17 protein-coding genes and 1 tRNA gene are annotated in these 15,051 nt (G+C 66.5%); 8 read left to right on the top strand and 10 right to left on the bottom strand.

Annotated elements, in window-relative coordinates:
- Nucleotides 1-22: 22 nt before the first annotated feature.
- A complete protein-coding gene (locus tag CRO22_RS14885) occupies nt 23-925 on the bottom strand; it encodes a LysR family transcriptional regulator (RefSeq protein WP_097070966.1) in 903 nt (300 codons plus the stop codon).
- 103 nt (nt 926-1,028) lie between these two features.
- Here CRO22_RS14885 and CRO22_RS14890 point away from each other — a divergent pair, with 103 nt between their 5' ends.
- Genes CRO22_RS14890 through CRO22_RS14900 form a run of 4 tightly spaced genes read left to right on the top strand, consistent with a single transcriptional unit; the run spans nt 1,029 to nt 3,963 of the window.
- Entirely contained in the window at nt 1,029-1,805 is a 777-nt protein-coding gene (locus tag CRO22_RS14890; protein ID WP_342745179.1) for a glycine betaine ABC transporter substrate-binding protein, read from the top strand.
- The gene (locus tag CRO22_RS19405) at nt 1,789-1,974 is read left to right on the top strand and encodes a hypothetical protein (RefSeq protein WP_342745180.1); all 186 of its coding nucleotides are present in this window, start codon (nt 1,789-1,791) and stop codon (nt 1,972-1,974) included. The genes CRO22_RS14890 and CRO22_RS19405 overlap by 17 nt, the downstream gene beginning before the upstream one ends.
- 37 nt (nt 1,975-2,011) lie before the next feature.
- Nucleotides 2,012-3,526, top strand: a complete 1,515-nt coding sequence (gene betC, locus CRO22_RS14895) for a choline-sulfatase (protein WP_097070949.1) — start codon at nt 2,012-2,014, stop codon at nt 3,524-3,526.
- Between the two features lie 44 nt (nt 3,527-3,570).
- On the top strand, nt 3,571-3,963 hold the full coding sequence (locus tag CRO22_RS14900) for a GFA family protein (RefSeq protein WP_097070967.1): 393 nt from the start codon (nt 3,571-3,573) through the stop codon (nt 3,961-3,963).
- A gap of 116 nt (nt 3,964-4,079) precedes the next feature.
- On the opposite strand, the gene CRO22_RS14905 is transcribed toward CRO22_RS14900, so the two are convergent.
- From CRO22_RS14905 to CRO22_RS14915, 3 genes are all read right to left on the bottom strand, one after another.
- On the bottom strand, nt 4,080-4,739 hold the full coding sequence (locus CRO22_RS14905; protein WP_097070950.1) for a GcrA family cell cycle regulator: 660 nt from the start codon (nt 4,737-4,739) through the stop codon (nt 4,080-4,082).
- 133 nt (nt 4,740-4,872) lie between these two features.
- Nucleotides 4,873-5,337 (bottom strand): Lrp/AsnC family transcriptional regulator, encoded by a 465-nt coding sequence (locus tag CRO22_RS14910; RefSeq protein WP_097070951.1) that lies wholly within the window; start codon nt 5,335-5,337, stop codon nt 4,873-4,875.
- 3 nt (nt 5,338-5,340) lie between these two features.
- Nucleotides 5,341-6,624 carry a 4-aminobutyrate--2-oxoglutarate transaminase gene (locus CRO22_RS14915; RefSeq protein ID WP_097070968.1) on the bottom strand — a complete coding sequence of 428 codons (1,284 nt, stop codon included), beginning with the start codon at nt 6,622-6,624 and terminating at the stop codon, nt 5,341-5,343.
- 113 nt (nt 6,625-6,737) lie between these two features.
- Here CRO22_RS14915 and CRO22_RS14920 point away from each other — a divergent pair, with 113 nt between their 5' ends.
- Both CRO22_RS14920 and CRO22_RS14925 read left to right on the top strand, forming a co-directional pair.
- Nucleotides 6,738-7,589 (top strand): MerR family transcriptional regulator, encoded by an 852-nt coding sequence (locus CRO22_RS14920; protein ID WP_097070969.1) that lies wholly within the window; start codon nt 6,738-6,740, stop codon nt 7,587-7,589.
- Between the two features lie 76 nt (nt 7,590-7,665).
- Entirely contained in the window at nt 7,666-8,085 is a 420-nt protein-coding gene (locus tag CRO22_RS14925; protein WP_097070952.1) for an META domain-containing protein, read from the top strand.
- A 128-nt stretch (nt 8,086-8,213) separates the two neighbouring features.
- Here CRO22_RS14925 and CRO22_RS14930 read toward each other — a convergent pair.
- The 5 genes from CRO22_RS14930 to CRO22_RS14950 all read right to left on the bottom strand — a co-directional run bounded on the left by CRO22_RS14930 (nt 8,214) and on the right by CRO22_RS14950 (nt 12,373).
- A tRNA-Arg gene (locus CRO22_RS14930) sits at nt 8,214-8,290 on the bottom strand.
- A gap of 86 nt (nt 8,291-8,376) precedes the next feature.
- Nucleotides 8,377-8,856, bottom strand: a complete 480-nt coding sequence (locus CRO22_RS14935) for a hypothetical protein (RefSeq protein WP_141399458.1) — start codon at nt 8,854-8,856, stop codon at nt 8,377-8,379.
- Between the two features lie 226 nt (nt 8,857-9,082).
- Nucleotides 9,083-9,532: a YaiI/YqxD family protein gene (locus CRO22_RS14940; RefSeq protein WP_097070954.1), complete on the bottom strand. Its 450-nt coding sequence runs from the start codon at nt 9,530-9,532 to the stop codon at nt 9,083-9,085.
- Between the two features lie 65 nt (nt 9,533-9,597).
- A complete protein-coding gene (locus CRO22_RS14945) occupies nt 9,598-11,703 on the bottom strand; it encodes a mechanosensitive ion channel family protein (RefSeq protein ID WP_176518660.1) in 2,106 nt (701 codons plus the stop codon).
- A gap of 163 nt (nt 11,704-11,866) precedes the next feature.
- The gene (locus CRO22_RS14950) at nt 11,867-12,373 is read right to left on the bottom strand and encodes a DUF1269 domain-containing protein (RefSeq protein WP_097070956.1); all 507 of its coding nucleotides are present in this window, start codon (nt 12,371-12,373) and stop codon (nt 11,867-11,869) included.
- Nucleotides 12,374-12,615: 242 nt separating this feature from the next.
- Here CRO22_RS14950 and CRO22_RS14955 point away from each other — a divergent pair, with 242 nt between their 5' ends.
- Both CRO22_RS14955 and CRO22_RS14960 read left to right on the top strand, forming a co-directional pair.
- On the top strand, nt 12,616-14,082 hold the full coding sequence (locus CRO22_RS14955; RefSeq protein ID WP_097070957.1) for a hypothetical protein: 1,467 nt from the start codon (nt 12,616-12,618) through the stop codon (nt 14,080-14,082).
- Nucleotides 14,083-14,164: 82 nt separating this feature from the next.
- Nucleotides 14,165-14,623 carry a GNAT family N-acetyltransferase gene (locus tag CRO22_RS14960; protein WP_097070958.1) on the top strand — a complete coding sequence of 153 codons (459 nt, stop codon included), beginning with the start codon at nt 14,165-14,167 and terminating at the stop codon, nt 14,621-14,623.
- Here CRO22_RS14960 and CRO22_RS19065 read toward each other — a convergent pair.
- Nucleotides 14,578-15,051: hypothetical protein (locus CRO22_RS19065; RefSeq protein ID WP_217991909.1), on the bottom strand; the 474-nt coding region annotated here is incomplete at its 5' end. The genes CRO22_RS14960 and CRO22_RS19065 overlap by 46 nt on opposite strands.

The following is a 15,051-nucleotide window of genomic DNA, read 5'->3' on the forward strand; positions in this document are numbered from 1 at the left end:
GTTTCCGCGAGGGCTTGTCGTCTCAACCGGCCAGACCCGCCACGTCGGGGGAGGCGCTCTCTTCGAGCAGGAAATCCCGCAGGTTCGACGCGGCGGGCGTGACCGGCCCAGGCTGAACCAGAAAATAGCCCTGTTCGGGGTTGGTCAGCGGCGGCCCGGCCGTTACCAGCATCTTGCGGCTCAGCATCGTATCGATCAGCCCGCGCCAGCCCAGAGCCACGCCCTGCCCGGCGAGCGTTGCCTCGATCACCAGCGAATAGGTGTTGAAATGGAGCCCGCGATCAGGGGCTGCGGGCCGGGCCCTGCCCGTCTCCGCAAGATAGCGCGCCCAGGTAAACCAGCTTTCCGCAGCGCCCGAATTGTCGAGATGGATCAGCGGCGCTCGATCCAGCGCGCTCCCCTGCGCCTCCGCAAAGGCGGGGGTGCAGACCGGCACGACACATTCGCGCAACAGCAGCTCGGCAGGCCCCTCGATCTGGCTCCGGGCGCCAAAGACAACCGCCGTATCGCCGGGGCCAAGCTCGCGCAGCGCCGTATGCTGCGTGGCGATCACCTGCAGCTCAAGGTCGGGATGGCGCGCCCGGAAGCGGTGCATGCGCGGGATCAGCCACAGCGCGGAAAAGGCGAAATCGGTATGCAGGCGCAGCACCCGCGGGGCAGGGGCCGCTCGCAGATCGCGGGCAAGCGTGTCCACCTGCGCCACGGCGGGCGCGAGGATCTCGGCAAGGCGGCGCCCGGCCTCGGTCAATTCGGTGCCGCGATGCACCCGGCGCAGGAGCGGCGTGCCGAGTTCGGTCTCGGCGCGGCGCATCTGATAGCTGACGGCGGGCTGGGTCAGGCTCAGCCGCCGCGCCGCAGCGGAGAGGCTGCCCACGGCGGCCACTTCGACGAAAACCCGTATCCATCCAAGATCAACCGGCCGCATGATCCATAAAGCCTCTTTTGGGCAGGCATGAAGGAAATCATGCTTCACAAGGTCGCACATTCCTCATTTTCTTAAAATTATAAATAGCCAACAGGGACCCAAAATGACCATGAAATTCTCCGTGCAAGGCCTTTTGGCCGCCTCTGTGCTCTGTGCTGTCGCGGGCCTTGCCCAGGCCGACGAACCCTCCTGCGCAACGATCCGGCTCTCGGATCCGGGCTGGACGGACATTACTGCCACCAATGGTGTGGCGAGCGTCGTGACAAAGGCGTTGGGGTATGCGCCGCAGGTGGGCACGCTCTCGGTGCCGATCGGCTATGAGGCGATGAAGACGGGTGATCTGGATGTGTTTTTGGGCAACTGGATGCCCGCGCAGCAGCATTTCATCGACGATCTGACCGCGGCGGACGCTGTCGAGGTGCTGGGGCAGAACCTTGCGGGGGCCAAGTTCACGCTGGCGGTGCCGAGCTACATGGCCGAGCAAGGAGTGAAGGATTTCGCCGATCTCGCGGCGCATGGCGACGCTTTTGACCACAAGATCTACGGCATCGAATCCGGCGCCCCCGCCAATGCCAACATCCAGAAGATGATCGACACCAATGATTTCGGGCTGGGGGGGTGGTCGCTCGTGGAATCGGGTGAACAGGCGATGCTCGCGCAGGTGGACCGCGCCGAAAAGGACCAGAAAGGGATCGTGTTCCTCGCCTGGGCGCCGCATCCGATGAACAGCGCGCATGCGTTGACCTACCTCTCGGGCGGGGACGCCTATTTCGGCCCCGATTACGGCGGTGCGCAGGTCTATACGCTCGCCCGCAAGGGCTGGCCCGAAGCCTGCCCGAATGCGGCAAAGCTCTTTAGCGCAAATGACCTTCGAGCTTGAGATGGAGAACGCGCTGATGGGCGACATTCTCGCGGGCACCGAGGCGACAACCGCCGCGACCGCGTGGCTCAAGGCGCATCCCGAAACGATCGAGCCCTGGCTTGAGGGGGTCACCACGCTTGAGGGCGCGCCCGGTGCGGCGGCGGTGAAGGCGGCGCTCGGTCTCTGATCCGGGTAATAAACACAACAAACAGGCCAGACCAGACATGACTCAGCCGAATATTCTCATCCTGATGGTGGATCAGTGCAATGGCACGCTGTTTCCCGATGGTCCGGCCCCGTTTCTGCATGCCCCGAACCTGAGCGCGCTCGCCGCGCGCTCGGTGCGCTTTGCCAATACCTATACCGCGAGCCCGCTTTGCGCGCCGGGGCGGGCCTCGTTCATGTCTGGCCAGTTGCCCTCACGCACGCGGGTCTATGACAATGCCGCCGAATTCGCCTCTGATATTCCGACCTATGCGCATCATCTGCGCCGGGCGGGCTATCACACCGCGCTTTCGGGCAAGATGCATTTCGTCGGCCCCGATCAGTTGCATGGCTTCGAGGAGCGCCTCACCACCGACATCTACCCCGCCGATTTCGGCTGGACGCCGGATTACACCAAGCCCGGCGAGCGGATCGACTGGTGGTATCACAACCTCGGCTCGGTCACCGGTGCGGGCGTGGCCGAGATTTCCAACCAGATGGAATATGACGACGAGGTCGCCTATCACGCGACGCGCAAGCTTTATGACCTGTCGCGGCGGCTCGATGACCGACCATGGTGCCTCACCGTCAGCTTCACGCATCCGCATGACCCCTATGTGGCGCGGCGCAAGTTCTGGGATCTTTACGAGGATTGCCCCGAGCGCGACCCCGAACTGCCGCCGATCCCGTTTGAGGAAATGGACCCGCATTCGCGTCGCCTGATGGAGGCTTGTGATTTTCGCGCCTTTGACATCAGCGCCGAAAACGTGCGTCGCGCCCGTCAGGGCTATTTTGCCAATATCTCTTACGTCGACGAGAAGATTGGCGAAATTCTTGACGTGCTGAAGCGCGGACGGCTGGAGGACAACACCATCATCCTCTTTGTCTCCGACCATGGCGACATGCTGGGCGAGCGCGGCTTGTGGTTCAAGATGAACTTTTACGAGGGCTCGGCGCGGGTGCCGATGATGATCGCGGCGCCCGGTTGGGCGCCCGCGCGGATCGACGAGCCGGTCTCGACCCTCGATGTGGTGCCGACGCTTGCGGGGCTCGCGGGGCTGGAGATCACTTCGCTCGCGCGCTGGACCGATGGCGCGGATCTGGCGCCGCTCGTTGCCGGCACGGGCGGGCGCGGGCCGGTGCCAATGGAATATGCCGCCGAGGGCTCGATCGCGCCCTTGGTGGCGCTGCGCGACGAACGATGGAAGCTGACGCTTTGCGAAGCCGACCCGCCAATGCTGCACGATCTCAAAAGCGATCCGCACGAGCGGTGCAATCTGGCGACGGATGCGGATTACGCCCCGGAGCTTGACCGGTTGATGCGCATGGCACGGGCGCGCTGGGATCTCGCCGCCTTCGACACGGCGGTGCGCGAAAGCCAGGCGCGGCGCTGGGTGGTTTATGAGGCGTTGCGCAACGGTGCTTATTTCCCCTGGGATTACCAACCGCTGCAACGTGCCTCGGAACGTTATATGCGAAACCACATGGACCTGAACGTGCTGGAGGAAAACCAGCGCTATCCCCGCGGGGAATGAGCGGGGGCTGGGCCCGGTAAAGCGCATCGGCAATGGGGTGGCGGATGGAACAAGTCGAGGGCGGGTGTCTGTGCGGTGCGGTGCGGATCGTTGCGGTAGGGCGACCGCTGCGCGTGGGGCTCTGTCATTGCCGCGATTGCCGCAAGCATCACGGGGCACTTTTCCACGCTTCAGCAATCTTCGCGGCAGAGGCGGTGATGGTGAACGGGCCCACGGTGGCGTATCAGGGCCGCCATTTCTGCCCGGTCTGCGGCAGTTCGGTCTTTGGTCGCAGCGGGGATGAAACCGAGGTCAATCTGGGAGCGCTCGACGCCCCGGATCAGTTCCTTCCGAGCTACGAACTCTGGACGATCCGCCGCGAGGCCTGGTTGCCGCCCTTTCCAAACCTGATCGGGTTCGAACGCGACCGGCCAATATCTGAGGTGGAGAAAGGCTGACGCGGCATGGCCGGGGCGTCCTGCCGGTCAGGTTGGGGCATGGCCCAGAGCACGCAAAGCGGCCGCCATCTCCGAGGGGACAGCCTTTCCGCCCCGATGACCAGAGACGGTGACTCTCAGCGGCGGCGGTCGCGACGGGCGCTCATCGGCTGGAAGGCGACCGAGACATGAGCCTCGCAATAGGGTTTGCCGGGCTGGCTCGGCAGGCCGCAGAAATAGAAATGATCGGTCGCCGGGTCACCAATCGGCCATTTGCAGGTGCGCTCGGTCAACTCCATCAGAGAGATCTTGCGGGAGCGCTTTTCCACCTCGCGCACCGAAGCGAGCGTCTCGGGGCTGATCTCGTTGAGCGAGGGCTGAGGCGGCAGCGGCTGGCCGGCGGGCACGATACCGGTCTTGCGCATCGCCGGCGCGGGGGCGGCGGGCTGCGGTGCGGGGGCGGGGCGCGCAGCCGCAGCGGGGCGCGCAGCGGCCGGTTCAAGCTCGGGTTCGGTCTCGGCGGGTTCCGGCTCGGGGCGCGGTGCGTTCATCGCCGCGGGCGCAGCAGCGGGGGCAACAGGGCTCGGTTCGGCTGCAGGCCGGGCGCTGGGCGCCGGGCTTGCGGCGGGAGCCGCCGCAGGCGCACCTTCGACGCGGTTCGAAAGCCCCAGCCGGTGCACTTTCCCGATCACCGCATTGCGGGTGACCCCGCCCAGCTCCTTGGCAATCTGGCTCGCCGATTGCCCCTCGGTCCACATCTTTTTCAGAAGTTCGACGCGTTCATCGGTCCAGGACATCGGCACACCTTCGCTTTTACGCCCGCAGGGCTCGCTTCTCGCCCCGCGGGCGGTCTTGCCCCATTCTAGCCGGGACGTTGCGAGATACAAGCAACGCGGCGGGAATTCAAGGCCCGCCGCGGCGGTGACAGGCTCAGAATCGCGCGGCGGGGCGGCGGGAGGAGAGCTGCAGATTGGTCTCGGTCCGGCCGACGCCTTCCAGGCGACGGATTTGCAGGATCGTCTCGTCGAGCTCGGAAAGCGAGCGCGCGCCGATCTCGGCGATCAGATCCCATTGCCCGTTCGTGGTATGCACCGCCTGCACCGGCGGCAGGCCCAGCAGGCGCGCCACCACCTTTTCGGTCGCGCGCCCCTCCACGGTGAGCAGCATCAGCCCGCGCACCGGCGCAGAGGCGATGTCGGAGCGCGTGATTACGGTGAACCCCGAGATCTCGCCTCGCGCCATCAGCCGTTCGATCCGCGCGCGCACCGTGGCGCGCGAGAGGCAGAGCTGCCCGGCGAGGTCGGAAACCGCCGCCCGACCGTCGCGGCGCAGCGCCGCGATCAGCCGCCGGTCGGTTTCGTCGAGCCGGTCCGCCCCCGACGCCTCGCCCCACATGGCTCAGCCCTTCGCCGCGAGGATCGCGGCTTCGAGGATGTCGAGCGCCTCCTCGAACACTGCATCCTGAATCGTGAGCGGTGCAAGGAAGCGGATCACATTGCCATAGACGCCGCAGGTGAGCAGGATCAGCCCGCGCGCGAGCGCCTCTTCGCGCACCCGGTTGGTGAAATCGGGGTTCGGCGTCTCGGTGCCCGCGACGTTGAACTCGACCGCATTCATGAAGCCGGGACCACGGATGTCGATGATTTCCGGCACCGCGTCGCGGAGCGAGGCGAGGCGCTGCTTGAGCCGCCCGCCAAGGCGTTCGGCACGGGCGCAGAGCTCTTCCTCCTCGATCACGTCAAGGACGGCATGGGCGGCGGCCACGGCGATCGGCGCGCCGGCATAGGTGCCGCCAAGCCCGCCAGGGCCGGGGCTGTCCATGATGTCCGCTTTGCCGGTCACCGCAGAGATCGGGAAACCACCCCCAAGGCCCTTCGCCATCGTCACGAGATCGGCGGCCACGCCGTGATGCTCCATGGCAAAGAGCTTGCCGGTACGGGCAAAGCCGGTCTGCACCTCGTCCGCGATCAGCACGATGCCGTTTCTGTCACAGATCTCGCGCAGCTTCGTCATGAAGCCTTCGGGCGCGGGGTAGAAGCCGCCCTCGCCCTGCACCGGTTCGACGATGATCGCCGCCACGCGGGCGGGCTCGATATCGGCCTTGAAGAGGCGCTCAAGCGCGGCCACCGCATCCTCGGTACTCACCCCGTGCAGCGGGCAGGGGAAGGGCAGGTGCCAGACATCGTTCATCATCGGGCCAAAGCCGGTCTTGTAAGGGACGACCTTGCCGGTCAGCGTCATGCCCATGAAGGTGCGGCCGTGAAAACCGCCGGCAAAAGCGACGATACCGGCGCGGCCGGTGTAATGGCGCGCGATCTTCACCGCGTTTTCAACGGCTTCGGCGCCGGTGGTGGCAAAGATCGTCTTTTTCGCGAAATCGCCCGGAACGGCGGCATTGAGCCGCTCGGCGAGCGTGACGTAATTCTCGTAGGGCACGACCTGATGGCAGGTGTGGGTGAAGGCATCGAGCTGGCGCTTCACCGCCTCGATCACCTTCGGGTGGCGGTGCCCGGTGTTCACCACCGCGATCCCGGCCGCAAAGTCGATGTAACGGGTGCCATTCTTGTCCCAGATTTCGGCGTTCTCGGCGCGTTCGGCATAGATCTGCGTCGTCACGCCAACGCCCTTGGCGATGGCATCTGCGCGGCGGCGGCTGAGGTCGGGGGAGGTTTGCACGGTCATGAGGGACTCCGATTCGAGATGGCCCATCCTATCCTCACTTTGCATTTTTTCTGCAAGAAAATTCTTGGCAAATGCCGTGGCTGCCGCCATCTTCTGCCTCTATGGCTGAAAAGATGACCGACTCATCCCCAGACCCCGCCCCCCCGGAGCCGGACTCCGGTGCCGCGCCGATGTTTCGGGTGGCGGAAGCCGCGCGGGCGGCGGGTGTCGCCTCCTCGACGCTGCGACTGTGGGAAACGCAAGGCCTGATCGCGCCACAGCGCCGCGCCTCGGGGCAAAGGCTCTATTCGGAAGCGGATGTTGCGCAGCTTCAACGCATCGCCTACCTGCGCCGCGAGGCGGGGCTCAATCCGGCTGCGATCCGCGCCACGCTTGAGGCCGAGTGCACCGCCCCCGCCCCGGCCGAAATCATCAACGAACCGCTTGGCCATGCGCTGCGCCAATTGCGCCAAAGCCGCAGCGAAACGCTTGAAGCCGTGGCGCAAAACCTTGGCGTTTCCGCCTCTGCCCTTTCCACGCTTGAGCGCACCGGGGCAGGGGTGAGCTTCAAGACGCTCGCCGATCTCGCGCAATATTATGGCACCACCGTCTCGCGCCTCTCGGGGCAGGAAGAGGTCGGCCAGCCGGTGGTGAGGGCCGGGCGGGCGCGGATCTGGCCGATGCCGGTCGAGGGGGTACGGGTCGAGGTGCTGGCCGAGGGGCGGCGACAGATGGATTGCCACCGCTTCATCCTCGCCCCCGGGGCGGCGTCCGGCGCGGCCTCGGAGGGCGGCTACGGCCACGAGGGCGAGGAATTCATCACCGTACTGGAGGGGCGCTTCCGGATCACGCTCGACGGGGTCGAGGTGCACGAACTCGGCCCCGGCGACTCGGTCTATTTCGAGAGCCGCCGCCCGCATGCCTGGGCCAATGCCGCGGACGGGCGCACCGTGGTGATCTGGATCAACACGCCCCCCACCTTCTGAGCCACACCTTTGCGTGAGGCCCTTGCGATGCGCCCCCGCCCCGGCCACTCTGGTCCCGCCGAGACAAGGAGAGCCCATGCGCCTGATCCTGATTGCCGCCTGTGCCGCGCTTGCCCTTGCCGGATGCAAGGACGAGGGAGCCAAATCCACGAATGACCCGCTCAACCTCATCGACCACGCGGTGAGCTGGCATGTGACTGAGATCGACGGCGCGCCGGTGCCCGAGGGGGTGAATGTGACGCTCTCCTCCCCCGAGCCGGGGCTGATCGCGGGCAGTTCGGGGTGCAATCGTTATTCGGGGCCGGTGGCGATGCGCGAGAACCTGCTGCATGTGGGCGAGCTCGTCGGCACGCGCATGATGTGTGATCCCGCGACGATGGCAGTGGAAGAGGCCTTCCATTCGACACTGAGTCGCGCGCGTGGGCTCAGGCTTGCGGGTGAAGTGCTCGAATTCACTGATCTTGAGAACAGACCGCTGATCCGTGCCCATAAATAGCCCCGCCGGAAGAGCCCAACCGCGCCGCGGTAACCGGAACAGAACAAGACTGGAACTCTGTAAAACGTTCCGTCCCTTCTGTAAAAAGCTTGAAATAACCATTATAAAACAACGTATTTTCTTGCGGGTGGCGACCCCGGGAGGACTCGAACCCCCGGCCAGCCGCTTAGAAGGCGGCTGCTCTATCCAGCTGAGCTACGGGGCCACGAGATTGATGTTTAAACGGTCGGTCGCGGTTGGGCAAGTCGAGACCGGGCGCCGGGGGGCGCTCGCCTTGGGCGGCGGATGCCCTTAGACGAACTCTCTGTCAAACCAGCCATCGCGCTCCTTATAGGAGTTGCCGATTTCCCCCTCGTCTTGGCCGAACGGTGAGCCATCATCGTCGCCGTCCCCTTCGGCCAACTGCATGATCGAAACCCGAAGGTTGCGCTCGATGAAGGCCAAGACCGCCCGGCCAATCCGCAAGTCGTCGTCAAAGACTTCGCGCACCTCGCTCGACCACTGCGCCCAAACCTGATCAACGACCGCCGTGTCGATGCCCATGATCTCGCCTGTCAGCTTCAACTGCGCGAAGGCGTTCGCGGCCCGGCCCAGCTTCGGATCGTCGCCCGCGTAGAGCGCCCGTGCGGCCCGCGCATGACGCTCTTTCAGATCAACCATGCCCGCCACGCGCCGAACAAACTCAGGGCCTGCCGTGCCGTAGTGCAGCCGCAGCACAGCCTCGAACTCGTTGACCGCATCGCCCGCGATGATCGGCAACCACGGCGTCATGTCGATGTCCACCAGCCGCGTAGGCGTTGAACGCCGTGCCCGTTTCGATGTCCAGCGGCTCAAGCAGCACAGATGACAGGCCGACCAAGATGGCGAACAGCCAAGCAGGCTTCTGCTGCGCCCGTGACAGCACCTCGCGTTCCCAGTCATCGAAGGTCGAGCGGCGATCATTGACGGCAAGGTTGGCTGCGGTTTCCCACGCATCAAATAGGGGCGGAAGGCGCTCTCAGCCGCGTGCGGCCCGACGCAGCACACGCTCGAGCGCGTCAAGGAAGGCGGAGCGGTCCGCTTTCGAAAAGCTTTTGCCCCGGCCTTGCAAAAACGGATCTGCGGCGCGCAGATCCGCCATCAGATCGCGCATCGCCAATACCGAGCCGATGTTCTGGGCGCTCAGCTCGGTGCCGTCGGGTTTGAGCACCTGCGCCCCCGCGGCGACGCATTTCGCCGCGAGCGGAATATCGCCGCTCACCACCACATCGCCGGGGCCGACGCGCGCGGCAATCCATTTGTCGGCCTCGTCCGGCCCCGCCGACACGACCACAGTCTCGATCAGGGGATGGGCCGAGGGGCGAAGGCCGCCATTCGAAACGAGCACCATCCGCACCCCGTGACGGGAGCCGACCCGCTCGACCTCGGCTTTCACCGGGCAAGCGTCTGCATCGACATAGATCACCATTTTCGGCTCCTTCCACGGCTCGGGGCGAGCTTGCCGCGCCCGGCGCGCCGGGGCAAGGGATAGCGTCACGCCGCAGCTTCGCCCTCGGGGCGAAACAGCATGCGGCGCGGTGCGGGCGGGCTCGCGATACCGCGCCGGGCGAGTGTCTCACGCGCGATCTGGGTGAATCGCCGCCCGACGGACCATTGCGCCGCAGGCGCGGTGCGGATCACGGCGCCGAAGCTGTAAAACCCTTCCGCCATGCCGGTGATGCCCTGAACCTCGATCTCGCCGCGCAAGTCGGGGCCGAGATCGCTTGCGCGCAGCCGTTCGTAAGCTTCGAGGATCGCCGCGCGCACCGCCTCCGGATCGGCCTCGGAGGCGATATCAAAGCTTGCCACATGGGCGGAGAAATCGCGCGTCATATTGGAGACTGTGGTGACCGCGGAGAACGGCACGACATGGAGCGTGCCATCGAGCGCACGCAACCGGATCGAGCGGATCGAGACCCGTTCGACCCCGCCCGATAGCCCCGCGACCTCGACCACATCGCCCTCGTTTACGGCATTCTCGATCTGGATGAAGATGCCGGTGATGATGTCCTGCACGAGCTTTTGTGCGCCAAAGCCGACCGCGATACCTACGACCCCGGCACCGGCCAGAAGGGGCGCCACATCGAGGCCGAGCTGCGCCAGCGCAAGCATGATCGCGATCACCGCGACGGTGAGACCAAAGGCATTGCGGAAGAGGCGCAGAAGGGTGCGGCGGCGGTTGAATTCGCGCCGCCCGGGCAGCGCGGCGACGAGCCAGCGATCAAAAACTGTCGAGAGGCCGCGCCAGAGCGCCCAGGCCGCGCCAAGAACGAGCAGCGCCGAGAGCGTCCGCAGCAGCCCGGACTGCACCACGCCGGTTGCGACCAGGGCCGCGGGGTCGATCAGCCTCCACCCGGAAAGGAGCGCAACAGCCGCCCCCCCCAGGAGCGCCGCCGCGCCAAGCCCCGCCCCGGCCTGCCGCAGCAGCGTGACCTGATCCGGATCGGATCCGAAAGCGGGCGCGGCCGGCTCTAGGCTGCGGCCAAGCCCGCTTTGCGCAAGCAGCCGCAGCGCCGCCGCCGCCAGGATCAGCGCCGCCGCGGTGCCGCCGAGCCCGGCCAGCACGATCTGCCCGGCGAGCGCGGGCATGGTGATGGTGACGAGCCAGGCATAAAGGCAGGCGGCAACCGCGGGCCAGACCCAGAGGCCGGGGTGGCGCGCCAGAAGGGCGTTGCGCGCGATCCGCGATGGCGCGGCCGCGCGACGGATCGCGCGCAGCACCCGGTGGATCCCCCAGAGCGCGGTCAGGAGCGCCGCGGTGGCGATCAGCACCCGGGTCGGACGCACCACGCCGAGCCCCGCAATCTCGCGCAGGGCGGGCAGCACGAAAAGCATGCCCTGGGTAACGATGCCGAGCGGGATCAGTGCGGCGCGGTAGATCGTGCTTTGCAGTTCCGGATCGACCCAGGACAGGCTGCGCCCGCTTTGCGCCTCGGGGCTCGCGACGATGGCAAGCGCGGTGCGGGCGAGGCCAAAGACGGCGAAGGCCGAGAGGTACAGCGTCTGCAGAACGAAAAGCGGCCCCGTCAGTGCCGAGAGCCAGGTGGCCAGCCCAAGCCCTACCGCCCAGGCGATCACCACCGCGACAATCCGCCAGAACGTTGCGCCGAGCGTGCCGCCGACCTGCGCCAGCGTTCCGGGGGCCGCAAGCGGGCGGCGGCGTAACGGTGCCAGCAGGGTTGAAAGCCCGAATGCGGTGCCGACCGTCACCAGAATATTGAGCGCCAGAAGCCCCAGATCGGCTGCGGCCAAAGCCGCGCGCAGCCGGTCGCGATACTCGGTGCTGAAGAGTTGGCTGCCCTCGCGCTCAAGCGTGTGCAACTGTGCCCGGGTTTCCGCGGCAAGCCCGGTGCCGAGATCGAGCATCCGGTTCAGCAGGAGCGGCTCGACCGGATCTTCGACCCGTGGGGCCGCAGGCGTTGCGGCAGAAGCCCCGGTGCTTTCGGCAAACCTGCCGGAAGCGGGATCTGAAACGGCGGCAGGGGTGGTGTGCTCCTTGACGGTCTGGGCGACGGTCTGGGCCGCCCCCGGGGAGGCGCTCGCGAAGCTGAGCAGCAACAGGAGGCCGCAAAGCTGTCCTGCCGCCCGAAGGCGTGCCATCCCCAGTCTTGCTGCCGGGGGGGTGGGGACCAGGTTCGAGCAGGACTTGAGCGGAGGGCGGGGCGCGGATGGTGGCATGCAATCTCCTGCCGGAGCTTGGGTCAGCCGCGCCGGGGCAAGGCCTCGGCGCGTTCGGGACAGCGTTAGAACATGGTTCGCGCGCTCAGGCGTCGTGCGGAACCTTGTTTGCCTGCACGAAGATCTCGCGCAGCTTTGCCTCGTCGCTCGAGGAGAGGTTGGTGCGCAGCACCGTACCGCCAAATTCGGCGAGGTGGGTGATCACCCGGTCAGAAGTGAGGTTGCGCGCCAGCATGAAAAGCGCTGCGCGCCCGGGCGAGAGCGTTGCCGCGATCTCCTTCATGAAATCGTCTCGGATGCCGTAATCGGTGAGCGCGCCCGCGGCCGCGCCCGCCGCTCCGCCGATCACCAGGCCAAAGAGCGGGTTGAGGAAGATCACCCCGATCAGCAGCCCCCAGAACGAGCCCGACATCGCGCCAAGCGCCCAGGGGTTCACCATCTGGCGCAGATGCACCTTGCCCTCGGCATCGGCGACGGCGACCACCGCATCGCCCACATCGGCGTAATAATCGTTCGAGAGTTCGAAAAGTTTCTTGCGCGCCGCTTCGGCGGTTTCGGCATCGTCATAGCCGATCACGAGCAGTTCAGACATCGTTTTCTCCTTTTGCCAAGGCCGCGCCGCCGCCGCTCTTCCGTTCCTGAGCTGGCGGCTCCTCAGGGTGACGGCGGGCGTGCCAACTTCGGCTCCTCAACCCGCAAGGCGGCGGGGCGGTTCCCTCCAGCGCGGTCACGCCTGGGTGAACCACCCCGCCGGGGGCGCGCCAGTTTGCGCGATGGACAGACCCGGGCGCCTGCCGCACCATTTCGCTGAATTTTTTGGCGGGAGTTTCGGGAATGTATGGCAAGATATTGCTGACGGGGACGGCGCTCGCAGGGGTGCTGGCCTGGGGGATCTGGTGGGCGAACCATCCGCATGCAAGCGGGCCGGGCGCGGTGACGCTTGAGGCGAAACTCAGCGCAGCACTTGGCGTAAAAAGCCCGGGCATCGTGGTGACACCGGCCTTTGACCACTACATCGTGACATTTGCGCCGGATCGCGTGGCTGGCAAAGCAGGGCCGGATCGGCCTTTCTTTGCCACGATGACGCCCTGGGAGGTCGAACTCAAACCGATGGAGGGCGGGCTGTGGCAGGTGGTGGCGCCGCCGCAGGATCTGGCCGGGCGGATCGTGGTCGCCCCGAACGCGCTCGCTACGCTGCGCATCGACTACACCGCCAAGGGTTATGCGCTGGCAGGGATTTATGACGAATCGCTGGGCTTCCTGCGCAACTGGCAGACGGATCTCGCAACCCTCGAGATGGTGCAGAGCGGCGCCGCGCCGCTTGGCGCCGAGACGCCGTCCACCGTCCCGACCCGGCTCACCGGCTATCATGCCAGCGGCACTGCGCGGCCGGGCGGGACAGGGATCGATCTTGTCCTGAGCGCAAGCAACACGGCGATGACGCAGGAGATGGTGTTGCCGATCGGCACCGGGATCGCGCAGGTGCCGTTCCGGGTCGGACCAAGTCACAGCGAAACCCGCATCGAGGGGCTGCGCTGGGCCGCGATCCTGCCGCTTCTGGCACAGGCACAGCGGTTGTCGGGGGCGGCAGAGGAGCCGGCGTTGCGGCAGATCGCAAGCACCGCCGCGGCGGCGATGCCGCTCTTCGACAGCTTCGCGGCCAGCAGTGAGACTTCCGATCTGGTGCTCGCTCTGCCGCAGGGCCCGGCCGGGGCGGCGCGCGCGGGGCTCGAGATCGCGTATTCGGGCACGGGGGCGCAGACAGCGCTGACCTACAGGATCGATGTCGAGGGGATGAGCCTTCCCGCCACAGTTGTTCCCGCCTGGGCGGGGCCGCTCGTGCCGCGCGATGTCAGGCTGGATCTCGGCGTCGCGGGCTATGATCCGATGGGCTTTCTCAAGGCCGTTCTGAACGATTACGCGGCGGGCATCGTGCCTGATGCCGCGCAGATGGAACAGCTCTTCCCGAACGGGAAGCTCGCCCTCACCCTCGCGCCGAGCCGGATCGCCGGGCCTGCCTACAGCCTCGATTTTGAGGGCGCTTTCGCGCGCAAGCTCTCCCCGCAAAGCCGACCTGATCTGGTGCAGGGGACGGCCGAGATGACCGGCATGGAGCATGTGCTCGCTGCTCTCGGCACGGCGCCGGATCCGGAACAGGTTGCTCCGGCGGTGCTGGCGCTGACTGCGCTGCAGGTGATCGCCCGACGTGAGGCGGCGGGCCGGCTCCGCTGGGATCTGGAGATGGGGCCGGAGGGCATCCCGAATGTGAACGGTACCTCGCTGGGCGATCTCCTGCATTGAGCCAATTGGCGCGGGCGGGTCTTTCCTTTCCGCCTGCGCGCGGCGATGATCTGCCCGAACCGGGCCAGAGGCAGAGGCAAAGATGATCGCGATCACTCTCGAACCGCCGGTGCAGGAGGATCTTGCGCTTCTGCACCGGCGCCACACCGCGGCGATGCAGGCCGACACCCCGCCTGAATCGATCCATATGTTGCCCGCTTCCGCGCTCGCCGCGCCGGGGATCTGGTTTTACGTGTTGCGCGAGGCAGGGGTGGCGCTTGGCATGGGCGCGCTCAAGCGCATCGATGCGGGCCATGCCGAGATCAAGTCGATGCATGTGCTCTCCGAGGCGCGCGGGCGCGGTCTGGCGCAGGCGATGCTTGCGCATCTGCTCGCCGAAGCGCGTCGGCTTGGTTTCGCCCGGCTCAGTCTCGAAACCGGCGCACAGGACAGCTTCTCCCCCGCCCGGGCGCTCTATCTGGCCGCGGGCTTTATGCCCTGCCCGCCTTTCGAAGGCTATCGCCCCGATCCGATGTCGGTCTTCTTGACGCGCGAACTCTGACGCGCGACGCAACCGGAAACCAACCCAGGCCAGCGCGGACGGGGGGGAACTCGTATCTGGCCGCTGAGCGTGCCGAGCACGAGGCGATCATGATCGCCGCGACCTATCGGGGTTGTTGCACACGTCGGTGAGAGTGATTCAGTTTGGCAGTCCATAGGGTTAGTTTGTCGAGATGCGCAAGCCTGCCGCCACCGGCTATCGCACGACGACTTGGTCCGACTATACAGGCCACAAAACCTTAACCGAGGTGCAGCGGTATAGCGCCGGTCGAGCTCATCGGCCTGCGCGATCTGTTCTTCGGTGAGCACCGAGGCGCGCTTCATCACCGCGGCGATGCTGGCCTCGCCCCGGTCGAGCATTTCGACGAAGCGCTCGCCGCCGGTGCCGCCGAAGACCTCATCGGCAACCCGGATCTGTGCCGCCTTGTC

The organism is Rhodobacter maris (assembly GCF_900217815.1).
In the GTDB taxonomy this organism is placed as follows: domain Bacteria; phylum Pseudomonadota; class Alphaproteobacteria; order Rhodobacterales; family Rhodobacteraceae; genus Rhodobacter; species Rhodobacter maris.